The 12,323-nt window shown below is 68.0% G+C and carries 7 protein-coding genes; 3 read left to right on the top strand and 4 right to left on the bottom strand.

Translation table 11 applies throughout. From position 1 onward, the window contains the following. Positions 1-60: 60 nt before the first annotated feature. On the bottom strand, positions 61-1,026 hold the full coding sequence (locus tag BKH28_RS09590; RefSeq protein ID WP_075418590.1) for an AAA family ATPase: 966 nt from the start codon (positions 1,024-1,026) through the stop codon (positions 61-63). Positions 1,027-1,153: 127 nt separating this feature from the next. Then, the gene (locus BKH28_RS09585; protein ID WP_075418589.1) at positions 1,154-7,156 is read right to left on the bottom strand and encodes an Ig-like domain-containing protein; all 6,003 of its coding nucleotides are present in this window, start codon (positions 7,154-7,156) and stop codon (positions 1,154-1,156) included. Between the two features lie 729 nt (positions 7,157-7,885). On the opposite strand from BKH28_RS09585, the gene BKH28_RS09580 reads away from it, so the two are divergent. The 3 genes from BKH28_RS09580 to BKH28_RS09570 all read left to right on the top strand — a co-directional run bounded on the left by BKH28_RS09580 (position 7,886) and on the right by BKH28_RS09570 (position 10,230). After that, positions 7,886-8,800: a DMT family transporter gene (locus BKH28_RS09580; protein WP_075418588.1), complete on the top strand. Its 915-nt coding sequence runs from the start codon at positions 7,886-7,888 to the stop codon at positions 8,798-8,800. 90 nt (positions 8,801-8,890) lie between these two features. Continuing rightward, positions 8,891-9,250: an ArsR/SmtB family transcription factor gene (locus BKH28_RS09575; RefSeq protein ID WP_075418587.1), complete on the top strand. Its 360-nt coding sequence runs from the start codon at positions 8,891-8,893 to the stop codon at positions 9,248-9,250. Between the two features lie 53 nt (positions 9,251-9,303). Then, positions 9,304-10,230 (top strand): tyrosine recombinase XerC, encoded by a 927-nt coding sequence (locus BKH28_RS09570; protein WP_075418586.1) that lies wholly within the window; start codon positions 9,304-9,306, stop codon positions 10,228-10,230. A gap of 118 nt (positions 10,231-10,348) precedes the next feature. Here the strand turns inward: BKH28_RS09570 and BKH28_RS09565 are convergent, their stop codons facing one another. Together BKH28_RS09565 and BKH28_RS13850 are read right to left on the bottom strand one after the other, a co-directional pair. Then, on the bottom strand, positions 10,349-11,371 hold the full coding sequence (locus BKH28_RS09565) for a serine hydrolase domain-containing protein (RefSeq protein WP_256695675.1): 1,023 nt from the start codon (positions 11,369-11,371) through the stop codon (positions 10,349-10,351). A 180-nt stretch (positions 11,372-11,551) separates the two neighbouring features. Then, entirely contained in the window at positions 11,552-12,190 is a 639-nt protein-coding gene (locus BKH28_RS13850; protein WP_256695673.1) for a M23 family metallopeptidase, read from the bottom strand. Positions 12,191-12,323 lie beyond the last annotated feature (133 nt).

The following is a 12,323-nucleotide window of genomic DNA, read 5'->3' as shown; positions in this document are numbered from 1 at the left end:
ATCCGGTGAGCGGGGGTGGGCGCCGGGGTCTGGGCCCGGTGTCGTCGCAGCCATGAGGTCCTACTCCTGCACTGTGGGGACGGGGACGACCTCCAGGGCCTCGGAGATGACAGCCGACGGCGTGGCTCCGGCGAACTCGGCGTCGGGGTCCATGACCAGGCGGTGGGCCCACACGACCTGGGCGAGCATCCGCACGTCGTCCGGGACGACGTAAGGCCTGCCCTGAGCGGCCGCCCAGACCCGCGCGACCCGCGCCATCGCCAGCGCCCCTCGCGTCGAGACCCCGATACGGGTGCTCTCCGAGGCGCGGGTGGCGGCCGCCAGCGCCGCGATGTACTTCACCACCGAGCGCTCCATGTGGTTCTCCGCTGCCAGGTCGGCCATGGAGGCCACGGCGCTGGAGGCGATGACGGCGCTGAGCGACTTCGACCGGTCCGGGGTGGCACTGCCCTCCAGGACATCGGCCATCGCCTCCTCGTCGGGATACCCGACGGAGGTCTTCATGAGGAAGCGGTCGAGCTGGGCCTCGGGCAGGCGGTAGGTGCCGGCCTGCTCGATGGGGTTCTGGGTGGCGATGACCATGAAGGGGCGCTCAGTCGTGTGGCGCACGCCGTCGACCGTCACCTGGGACTCCTCCATGACCTCCAGGAGGGCCGACTGGGTCTTGGGGCTGGCCCGGTTGATCTCGTCGGCCAGGACGATCGAGGAGAAGATCGGGCCGGCGTGGAAGTCCCAGGTGCCCGTCTTCTGGTCGTAGATCGTCACGCCCGTGATGTCGCTGGGCAGCAGGTCGGGGGTGAACTGGATGCGCGAGTGCGTCCCCTGCACGGTCGCCGCTATGGCCCGGGCCAGGGCTGTCTTGCCGGTTCCGGGGGCGTCCTCGAGCAGGAGGTGCCCCTCGGAGAGCATGGTGGCCAGTGCCAGCCGAATGACCTCGGTCTTGCCCAGTAGCGCCAGCCCCACGTTGTTCACCATCCGGGCGAAGGTGTCGGCGAACCAGGTCGCGTTCTCATTCGTCATAGCCATTGATCGCCCTCGCTCTCCGTGGGGTGCTGACTGCGGTGAAGGGGGCCGTCCCGGTGAGGAGCCCCGGCGGCTGATCGGTGTGGGGACGTGCCCGGTGTCGACGTTCGACGGGGGCGGGTACCGGCTGCTACGTGCATGTGAACCAGGTCCCCCGATCCTGATTGGACATCAGAATGGTGTTGTAACCGCCCTGCCACCTGGGGCGGCCGCTGTACCCACCTGAGCCGTCGACCGTGAGCGTGGTGCTGACCTCACGTTGGTTCCAGGTTCCGCTGCAGGTCACGGTCGAGTTCGGGGGCCAGTCCGAGAGAGTCACCTCCTGGTACCGGGCGTTCTGTCCCGCGCACCCTCCGACGTTGCACCGCCCTTGGCCGCTGAGCGAGCCGGCGTAGTTCCTGGCGAAGGAGCGGGTCGTCGCCTCGGCGCAGTTCTCCTGGCCCTCGCGCGAGCCCTGCTCGGAGGAGGACTGCACGGCGCGGATGCACACGCGTGTCGTGCTGCCCTCCGTGACGCTCCACTGCTGGGAGCCTGAGGCGCCGGCGTCATCGCTGGCGGACGGTCCGCTCAGCTGGTAACGGGTGGATCGCCCGCCGTCGCCACCGCCGGACCAGGAGCAGGAGACAGTGGTGGCTCCGCTGGCCGAGCAGCTGATGGTCGGCGAGGCAGGTGGGCCGAAGGGGGTGACGCTGCCGGCACTGACCGTCTCCGAGCAGGAGGTGCTCCCGGTCTTGGACCCGCAGACACGTACGTACACGGTTGAGGCACTGCCGTCACTGAGGCCGTTGCCACTCAGGTCACTGACGGACTGCCAGGAGGCCCCGTCGGTGCTCCACTGCGTGGACAGCTCCCCGGCGCTCCATCCGTTGCCAGCCGAGGCGCTGGCTGACAGTGAGATCTGGCGGCTGGTGCCGGTCGCACTGACACCCTTGACACTGGGGGCCGGTGGGCGTCCCACGACCCAGGTCGAGGTGGACTGTCCCGGTGAGGTGTGGGTGGATGCATTGGCGGAGTCATTGGTGGCCGTCACCGTGAAGGTCACCTGACTCTGGGAGGTGTTGACACCCTCCAGGGTGGTTGAGCGGTTGTCCGCGCCGGAGACCGTCTTGGAGGCCCCGGTCGAGGATGTCACGGTGTAGTACTCGATCGGTCTGCCGTTGGTGTTGGATACCGGCCCCCAGGAGACGGCGACGGTGTCCGAGGAGCCGCCGCTGCCGAGATTGGCCGAGGCGGCCTGCACCGAGCTGACCGGTCCGGGCCTGCCGTTGGGGGAGACCGCCAAGGAGGCGGAGGACCACTGCTGGCTCTCACCCTTGGCGTTAACGGCCTTGACCACCGCGGTGTAGGCCGTCCCGTTGCTCAGTCCGGAGAAGGTGGCGCTCGTGCCCGACACCGTCTGCTGCTGGCCACCCGGGCTGAGAGCGACGACGTATCCGGTGATGGCCGAGCCCTGGTTGGACGGGGCGGTCCAGGACACGCTCACGGAGCCGTCACCGGCGGTGGCCACCGGCTGGGGGACCGTGTCCGGGACGACGTCGATCGAGGTGGTGGCCGAGGCCGAGGCATCGGAGTCGCCGACCTCGTTGTGGGCCACGACGTGGAAGGTGTGGTCCTTGCCGTTGGTGCGGCCCTCCATGAGACAGCTGGTGACCGTGCCGCAGTCCTGGGAGTCGCCCTGCGTCTCGTCATAGACGGTGAAACCGCTGATCGGCGCACCGTTCGCCTGTCCTGCGGTCCATGAGACCAGGGCCGTTGACGCGCTGCTGGAGGTGGCCGAGACCGAGGTCGGTGGACTCGGCCGGCTGCGCACCGTCACCTGGACCGTGCCCTCGACCTCGCGTCCGGCGTCACCGGTCTTGTCCCCGACCCGGTAGGTGATGACTCCTGTCCGGGCACCGGCTGCGGGCGTGATCGTCAGGGTCGAGCCGGAGCCCGTGACCGTGATGCCGTCCGGAGCCGCAGGAGTGCCCACGAGGTGGATGGGGGAGCCGGGGAAGGGATTGACGGCGTAGGAGGAGATGTTCACGGTGGTGGCCTTACCGGCGTCTGCGCTCACTGATGCCGGCGAGAGCATGATGAGGGGCTTGGAGGAGGAGACGATGCTCACCGGCGTCGACCCCGATCCCTGTGCCCCGGAGCCGTCCTTGACGTCGATCGTGAGCGCCCCCAGGGACCCCTTCGAGGCTCCCGAGGGTGCTGCCACTGACAGGGTCTTGCCGCTGATCGAGGCCTCGACACCGGCGGGGACGTCTCGCACCGAGTAGGTCAGATCGGCCGGCTTCTCCCCGTCGGGGTCCGTGGTCCACAGCGACACGTCGACCGTCGTGGTCTCACCGGGGGCCACCTCGACGGCGGTGGGGGCGATGGTGGGCGGGCGGTTGTCCCCGGGGGTCACCGTGATGGGAAGCGTCAACCAGGCGGTCTTGCCACTGGAATCGTTGAGGTCCTTGCCGTCGGTCACCTCCACGGTGACCGAGGAGGGGCCGGAGTAGTCGGGACGCGAGGCGAAGGTCAACGTGGTGGAGTCCTTGACCAGGTTGGAGCCGTCCCACCCGGCGGCGGCCGAGACCTTGTTTCCGTCGGTCAGCTGCACGCTGCGGCCGTCACGGGTGAGCACGTAGTCACGCAGCGCGATGGACAGGGTCTCTCCGGAGCGCACGGTCAAGGGCATCTTGCTCGTGTCGACCTCGGGCTCGGTGACCACCGATCCGGGGACCTCGACCAAGGCAGAGGACGCCAGCCCACTGGGATCCGTGACCGTGTAGAGCACGAAGCGGGGCTCGTCCCCCACCTCGATCGTCAGTTCCCCGTTCTGCCCGACGCTCGCGCCCTCGTCCTGGGTGGTGATGGTGGCGGCGCTGATATCGCCGTCCGGGTCCTCGTCGTTGTCCAGTACCGGGACCTTGACGGTCCGGTTGGATCGGGCCTGCGCCTTGCTGATGCGGTCGTCGCGGGCGATGGGGGCCTGGAGAGGCGCCGAGGCGGACACCACCAGGGTCACCATGCCGACGACAGGCTCGGAGCGGCCGTCCGTGACGCCGTACTGGACGGTGTAACTCCCCTCCGCGCTCGGGGTCTTGAGCCTGACCCGTGAGCCGTCGGCCGACGGGGACACACCCGAGTGCTGGCCGGAGATGAGGGATGAATCCAGGGACAGGGTGTCCCCATCCGGGTCAACATCGTTGACCAGCACCGGGATGGACAGGTCGACGCCGGGTCTCGCGGTGACGACATCTGCCACGGCGACGGGTTTCTGGTTCGTCTTCCCGGCGGGCGCCACGCCGACGCGGACCACGGCTGAGGCCGTCTTGCCGAGGCGGTCCTGGACGGTGTAGCTGAAGACGTCTGTGCCTGAGGCGTTCGGAGCGGCCGTGTAGGTCAGGGATGATCCCTCCAGCTCCACGCCGCCCAGACGCGGCGAGGACATCAGCCCGCTGAGGCTGACCGAGTCGCCCTCGGAGTCCAGCCCCTCCATGGGGATCGGGATCGTCACCTTCTCCCCGGCCACGGCCCACCCGGTGACGTCCTTGGGGTGCGGGGCCGTATTGCGCTCGTCGTCGCGGGCCACGACGGTCAGGTTGACGCTGGCCGAGGCGACGTTCCCCTCCGAGTCGCGCACGCTGTAGATGATCCGTCCGCTACCCGGCTGCTCCCCGGCGCGGAAGCGGACGACGTCGTCGGAGACGAAGGGCTCGCCCATGGTCGGATCGATCTCGTGCTGGAGATCGGACTGGACACTCATATCCAGTCCCGTGGGGGAGCGGTCGTTGTCCAGGACGCTGATACCGCCCACGTCCCCGGCTCGCACCACGAGCGTGTCATCGGTGAGCTCGGGAGGTGTGGTGCTCGGTGCGGCCGGGACCGGGATGACCTGGAGCGTGCCCTCAGTCGTCCCGGCCGCGTTGGCCAGCGTGTATGTGACCGTGGTGGTCTCGGTCAGTCCGTTGGGAGCCGTGATGCGCAGGAGGTGGTGCTCGAGGAGGGCCACCACCAGGGGGCTGCCCTCGGGGGTGCGTACGGACTGCACGCTGAGCACCCCGCCCTGCGGGTCGGAGTCGTTGTCCAGGACCGCCGACAGCGCCTGGCCTCCCGTTGGCAGCGTGATGACGTCGTCCTGTGCCACGGGCAGCGCGGACTGGTCGACCTCGATGGCGTCGACCCGGATCACGCCCTCCGTGGCGGAGGGCCCGTCACTGGCCGTGTAGGTCAGGTAGAAGGTACCCGCCTTGGACGGGTTGAGCGTGACGACCCCGAGGCTGACGTCGGCTGTGGCAGTCAGTCCCTCGGGCGCCTCCCCCACGGAGGCCAGGCGCAGGGTGTCGCCATTGGCGTCAACGTCATTGGCCAGCGGTGAGACCTGACCGGACTGGCCCGCCGGGACGACGACGTGGTCCGCGTTGGTCACCGGGGGCAGGTTCTCGTTGCCGTGCACCTTGACCGTCAGGCGGCCCTCGGTGTCCTCGCTGCCGTCGGAGTAGGTGACGGTCAGGTCCGTGCTGCCGGTCGTCTGGCCCATGTCCTTGACCGTGATGGTGCCGTCGGCCCGGTACGTGACGTCGAATCCCGAGGGGAAGGAGATGCTTTTGAGGTAGACGGGGTCGCCGTCGGGGTCGAGCCAGTCGTCGGAGACGTTGAGAGTCGTGCTCGCTCCGGAGGCGAGGTCGAGCGAGGAGATCCGTTTCTGCTCGGGGCCGTCGTTGACGGAGAAGGGATGGACGTTGAGGGTGACGTTGGCGCTGGACTGCGCCTGACCGTCATCGACGGTGTAGGTCAAGGACGATGAACCCGTGGCGTTGTCGTCCACTGCCACCTGGAGGGCGGCGCCGGAGCGCACCCGGCCCACCTTTCCGAAGGACGGTTGAGAGGTCGCGGTGGCCACCAGGACGTCACCGTCGGGATCGGTGTCGTTGGCGATGACCGGCAGGTAGGAGGTCCGTCCGGGCCGCACGCCGAAGGAGTCGTCCTGGGCCTCGGGAGGGGTGTTCTCCTTGGACCGCTCCTGAGTGGCCTCGTCCCGGGTCTCGGTGGACGTCTCGTCGGAGTACTCCTCGCTCTTCGTCTGGGAGTTGATCTGCTCCCAGTTGTCGACCTGGACCATGTTCTTGTCCGGCAGCCACACGCCGCCGGTGGGGATGTCGTTGAGGACGATGACGTCGCGGTTGGTGCGGAAGACAGCCTTCGAGACGTTGTTGAGCGTGGGGACGGGGATGTCGACGTCGTCGCCGGTGCCCGCACAGTCCCGTAGGAAGGAGCCCTTGACTCCCCAGGCCGCGTAGGCGCAGCCCGAGTGCTGCGCGGGCCGGGAGGGGCTGCCGCCGGTGACACCGGGGGAGATCGACGAGACCTTCCCGGACAGGCTCACGCGAAGCAGCCCGGACGTCGAGGAGACCAGGACCTCATCGGCCTGGGGGCCGGGGACCTGGAGCTGGAGGTCGTCCCCGGACAGGGAGGCCGACTGACCTCCCGGGAGCACGAGGGTGCCGCTGCGGCGGTCGAGGACCACGCTCTTGTCTCCCACCGCGCTGACCTGCAGCTCGGCGTCGTTCGCCAACGTGGGCAGGGGCGTGGTCGAGATGTCGTTGACGGAGCCTCGGGGCGTGACCGTCTTGACGGTGCCGGTCTTGAGCGATGCGACGTGAGCCGAGCCGTCGGTTCCCATGGCCAGGATGGCACCGGGCATGTCGGAGATGGTGGGAGGAGCTGACGACTGGCTGAAGGTGGGGGCCTCCGAGGCGCTGGCGACCCAGACCCTGCCCGTGGCTGGATCGGCCACCCCGATGCGGCCCCCACCCAGCTCCATGGATGATGAGCCGGATGATGTGTTCGGCGGCATGAGGGTCGTACGGGCCACGTCGATCTGCGTGTAGCTGTCCGAGGACGAGTCGGACATGAAGACCTGGGAGCCGGACTGGTCGACGTCGAAGCTTGTCGAGGAGGTGCGCAGCCCCCCGTCGAGCGTCTGCGAGGGGTAGTTGAGGTGGGCGACCATCTTCATCTTCCCGTTGGTCACCCACACTCCGCCGTCATGAAGGTCGACGTCATGCGTGACCATCCCCGGATGCAGGACGATGGCAACCAGAGCCGCAGCGGTCAGTACCGCGATGACGCCGACATAGACACGGCGTCTGGACAACCGTTTCACAGTGCTGTGCTCCAGCAGAAATAGGGATGGGCCAGGGGGGATGGCGCTCGTAAGAACGACCAAGATTTTAACTTCCTTGTTGGACGGCAACAACCACTCCAAATGTGGGGGGACACGGAGGGGGAGTGGATTTTTTGTTGGGATCAAGCAGAAGGGGTGGCCTGCTCACATAACGCTGCCCGGATGGTTGTTATGAACTTGTGATTCGACTGGTGAGGTTGCGCGCTAAATCAATGTGGTCACGTCTCTCCAGGGCGTGGATACTGCCGCCTTCCGATGGAGGCGGTCCGTGATGGGGTCCTCATGCGGTGAGTCGAGCGGCTGCTGGTGGCTGTGTTGATGGATGCGGGTCGTACGGGATTCTGGCGCGCTTGAGCCTCTTGTTGCCGCTGGGGTGCAGCTCGCCTTGGACCGATGAGCCCGATCCTCTGGTTCCTGGTGCTAGTGGGGTGTCGGGGGCCAAGTGGGTGCCGTCGACGTGGAAGCCGCCAAGGAGCAGGACCTCGAGCTGACCGGGGGCGGACCTCTTGACGGGCTGGCCGCGGACGCCTCCCTCATCCAGTAGCCGGCCGACGACCCTCAATGAATCGACCTATCGCATATTGTCGATATGTGGGTTATGGTGCTGGTGTCGGTTCGCGTCGCCGCGCTGGATACGGGCGCAGACCGCTTGAGGCGGCGGACGGTCGGTGTCAGCGGAGATGAGAGGTAAGGAGGGGCATGATGGTGCAGCATCTGAGTCGTGCTGTCGGTGGTCGGGTGAGGGGAGGGGCGATTGCCTGCGCAGTGCTCGCAGTGGGATGTTTAGCGCTCGGGGGAGTGTTCGTTCGGCTGAGTGAGATCGGACCGATCGCCACCGGCGGCTTCCGGTCTCTGATCGCAGTCCCCATGCTGCTCCTGCTCGACACCGGGGTCGGACTGCGGCGCGGGTCTCGAGTGCGGGAACGCATACCCCTTCGTGACCATGCCACCATCGCCCTGGGCGGCGCTCTCCTGGCGATCGACCTGTGCCTGTGGAACATGTCGTTCTTCCACACCACGCTGGCCGAGTCCAACCTCCTGGCCAATCTTGTCCCCTTCGCCGCGGCGATCTACGGGTGGGTGCTCTTCAGGGACGTTCCTGACGTCAGACTCGTTTCTCCGGCGATCCTGGCGATCGGGGGGCTGCTGCTCCTGACCCCGGTCGGTGTTCATACGGACCCAGGGCACCTGCTCGGAAACGCGATGGCCTTGGCCACGGCATTCTTCTACACGGGATTTCTTGTTGTCGCCCAGGGGCTGCGAAAAAGATATCCCGCGCCACGTATCATGGCACTACTCAGTTTATGGTGCGCTGCGGTGTGCCTTGCGGTGGCGATACCGCGCGGGGAGAACCTGCTTCCGCGTTCTGCGTGGGGCTGGCTGCTGCTCGTTGTCCTGGCGTTCACCTCTCAGATACTCGGGCAGACACTCATGGCCCACGCCATGCACTTCATGTCGCTGCAGCTGGGGTCGCTGTTCGCCCTGCTCCAGCCCATAGCCGCAGCCGCCTACGCCTATATCCTCTTCTCCGAGACCCTGACACTTTCTCAGTTCCTCGGTGTGGTGGTCCTCATCGTCAGCATCTACTGGGCCAAGCTCGTCCTCGGCACGTGATGCGTCTCGGCGTCGGAACGCCGGTTTCAGGACGAGTGATATGCTCGCTCGAAACTCGAGCCATGGCAGAGAGAGGGGGCGGGAGGGGCGATGTCGGAGGATGTGCAGAGTCATTCGGAAGGTTATTCGGATTCTGCGGACCTGGGTGTGATGGTCGACGCCCTCAAGGTTCTCGCTCATCCGGTGCGCCTCCGGATTCTTCAGTGGCTCCGAGAACCTCGGGCGGAGTTCCCTATCGAGCAGGGGATCGCGGATCCCGATGAGTACGGGGTCTGCATCAAGCAGATCACCGACAAGGTGGGGCTTGCTCAGTCGACCGTATCAGCCTTCATGCGGGCCTTGGAGCGTGAAGGTCTGGTGACCTCCACACGTATCGGGAAATGGACCCACTACAAACGCGACGAGAAGCGCATCGCCGAGATCCGCTCACAGGTCGCCACGTTGCTATAGATCATCTCCCTCATGTCATTCGCCAGTGAGGACCGTCATCAAGGGGGTCTGCCATGTCGAGGACGCGTGCTGATCTGCTCGCCTCCTACCGCAGCTACCTGGCCCTGCAGCGGGACCTGTCCCAGCACACCGTGCGCGCCTATCTCGTCGACATCAGTGACCTGCTGAGCTTCCTCGGCGTCGGTGAAGGGGACGCCGAGCCTGTCGACCCCGCCCTGTCCACCCTCGACCTTGCGGACCTGCGGGACTGGCTCGCTGCGATGGCCGCGAGTGGTCACTCGCGTGCCACCCTGGCCCGTCGCTCGGCCTCGGTGAGGACCTTCTCCTCCTGGGCCTTCGAGGCGGGAGTGCTCTCCTCAGACGTCGCCGCACGTCTGCGTGCGCCCCGCGTCGACAACCGCCTACCCGGGGTACTGACGACCCAGCAGGCCTCTCAGCTGCTCAAGACCGCTGCGGATCTCGCCTCGGACGGGGAGGTCCTGGCTGTGCGCGATCTGGCCATCATCGAGACCCTGTATGCGACCGGCGTGCGGGTATCCGAGCTCGTCGGCCTTGACGTCACCGACCTCGACCACTCCCAACGGACCCTGCGAGTCCTGGGGAAGGGCCGCAAGGAACGGACCGTCCCCTACGGGCTGCCGGCTGCTAAGGCGCTGGAGGCGTGGCTGCGTCGGCGCGGAGAGATCTGCGCCGTCGACGCCGCAGGAGGTGCCCTCTTCCTCGGGGCACGGGGGCGGCGTATCGATCCGCGGGCGGTGCGCGACGTCGTCCACCGTCTGTGCGCGGCCGCCCAGGTCCCCGACCTGGGCCCGCACGGGCTGCGGCACAGCGCCGCCACCCACGTCCTGGGCGGGGGAGCGGACCTGCGCAGTGTCCAGGAGCTCCTCGGCCACTCCTCTCTGGCCACCACGCAGCGCTACACCCACGTCTCGGCTGAGCGCCTGCGCAGCGTCTACGAACAGGCCTTCCCCCGCGCTTGAGACGGCGAGCACGTCCCTGCCACGACACCGTGGTGGGCTGACCCCGGGTGAGTCCTGGCCCCCATGGACACCCCGAAGTCGTGCCGGACCCGAGGGTCGGCCAGTGGGGGAGCGCGGCTCAGGGCAGGCGGGCCAGACGGCGGGCGATCGCGATGTGCAGCGAGAAGCTGCGCTGCATCTGCTTAGTGCTGTGGAGGTTCATGACGACGTGGGCGCGCTGGCGCGGGTAGAAGAAGCTGTGTACCGCCCACAGGCCCACGCCTCCCACCGGCTCGGGCAGGCCCCGCAGGACCAAGGGCAGGAACTCACCGAAGCGGATCGTGGCCAGGCCCGTCCCGTAGTGGATGCCCGGGCGCAGGCGGGAGCGGGGCCGGGTCAGGCGCGCCAGCAGAGCCCGGTCGAGCAGGTCTCCCTCATGCAGGGCCTCCTGGAACCGCACCATGTCCTCCAGGGTTGTCACTGCGCCGCCGTCAGCGGACCCGGCGGACAGCGCCCTGGCATGGCTGATCTCCGCACCCTTGACCCAGACCGGAGCGATCGTCAGACCAGCCAGCTCCTCATCGGTGGCCGTGGAGTGCGGCTGACCCGTGCTCGTCATGCCTGCCGGCTGAAACACCTGGGTGCGCAGCGCCTCGTGGGTGGACAGGCCGGTGACCTCCTGGAGCACACACTGAGCCAGGGCATAGCTGCCGTCCCCGTAGGCGAAGCGCTCACCGGGCCGGCCCTGGGGCGGCAGTCCCGCGCACTGCGCCAACACCTCGGCCAGGTCCCACCGGCGGTCGGGTTGGCGCACAAGGCGGTCCAGCGAGCACTCGGTGGCGTGCCCGCGCGGAGGCTGTAACGGGTCGGGTAGCCCTGAGCGGTGGCTGAGCAGGTGACTCAGGGTCAGGTCCCGGGACAGAATGACGCCGGGAGCGGCGGGTAGCGCGGACAGATCGATGCTCGGGGCGAGCTCGCCGATCGGCGCATTCAGGGACAGCAGTCCCTGCTGGGCCAGGCGCGCCGCCGCGACCGCCACGAAGGGTTTTCCCGCGCTCGCGGTATGGAAAGGTAGGTCGACCTCACCGAAGGAGAACCTCACCCCCGGGGCGATGATGAGCACCTGCGGGGCCGGCAGGTCTGGGCGTCGCTTTGCGGCCATCCTCTGCAGCCTGGGACGCAGGGAGGACTCGAGCCAATACTGAAGGGACTCGGAGGGCCTCATGTCTCCACCTCTCTCAACAAGATGCCTTGGAAGGGGATGTGTCCGAAAGCTCACCACTCTCCACGACCTCCCATCATCGGAAGGAATGTCGGCGAGATCAAGCGTCGATCACCGGTGCTACTGGACCGGCTTGAGGCGGATGACGGCCGGTTGCAGCAGGCGCAGCGGGTTGATGTACGTCTGAGGGCCGGTGCGAGCGCCCCAGTGCAGGGCGCAGACCCCGTCTGAGCGGTGCCCCGCCAGGAGGGTGCCGATGACCTGCCCCGCACCCACTGTGTCGCCGGCGCTGACGGTCGGTTCGACCGGCTCGTAGGTGGTGCGGATCCCGTCTGCGTGGTCGACGGAGACCACCGGACGCCCTGCCACCATGCCGGCGAAGGCCACCGTCCCCGCAGCGGCGCTGCGGATCTGAGTGCCCTCCGCAGCCGCAAGATCGACTCCCCGGTGCCCGCGGCCCCACACGACGGCGGGCGGGTCGAAGTCCTCCACCACGGTGGCCGGTGCGCCGGTCGGCCACCGGTAGCGCCCCCGCGGGCGCTGGGGACCCTGGGGCCGGTCCGTCCCCTCCTGACCGCTCGTCCCCGTCTCCTCATCGAGCAGGGAGACGAGGTTGACGCTCGTGAGGAACGAGGGCGAGGTCAGTGAGGAGGCGGCTTCGGCCGGCTCCGACGCAGTCCCCGTCAGGTCGGTGGGCGCCGGGTCCTGGAACTGCGGGGCCGGAACTGTGGTCGCGGCAGCGCCGGTGAATGTGCACATGCCGTGAGCCGCTGGGGTGCCGGGGAGTGCGGCGAGTGAGCTGCAGGCGGTCAGGGCTGCTGTCAGTACGGCGAGACGGCGGAACAGGAGGCGGGGAGGATGAGGAGTCGTGCGACGTGCTCGGGCTTTCCGG

Origin of the sequence: Actinomyces oris, from assembly GCF_001937665.1 — a bacterium.
GTDB lineage: Bacteria > Actinomycetota > Actinomycetes > Actinomycetales > Actinomycetaceae > Actinomyces > Actinomyces stomatis.
Note: the sequence above shows the minus strand (reverse complement) of the source record. Positions and strands in the feature narration are given on the sequence as shown.

What these genes read in the sequence shown, in the direction of transcription:
- BKH28_RS09570 (WP_075418586.1), top strand. Translation starts at nt 9,304, where the DNA reads ATGTCGAGGACGCGTGCTGATCTGCTCGCCTCCTACCGCAGCTACCTG.
- BKH28_RS13850 (WP_256695673.1), bottom strand. Translation starts at nt 12,190, where the DNA reads ATGTGCACATTCACCGGCGCTGCCGCGACCACAGTTCCGGCCCCGCAG.
- BKH28_RS09580 (WP_075418588.1), top strand. Translation starts at nt 7,886, where the DNA reads ATGATGGTGCAGCATCTGAGTCGTGCTGTCGGTGGTCGGGTGAGGGGA.
- BKH28_RS09575 (WP_075418587.1), top strand. Translation starts at nt 8,891, where the DNA reads ATGTCGGAGGATGTGCAGAGTCATTCGGAAGGTTATTCGGATTCTGCG.
- BKH28_RS09590 (WP_075418590.1), bottom strand. Translation starts at nt 1,026, where the DNA reads ATGGCTATGACGAATGAGAACGCGACCTGGTTCGCCGACACCTTCGCC.
- BKH28_RS09565 (WP_256695675.1), bottom strand. Translation starts at nt 11,371, where the DNA reads ATGGCCGCAAAGCGACGCCCAGACCTGCCGGCCCCGCAGGTGCTCATC.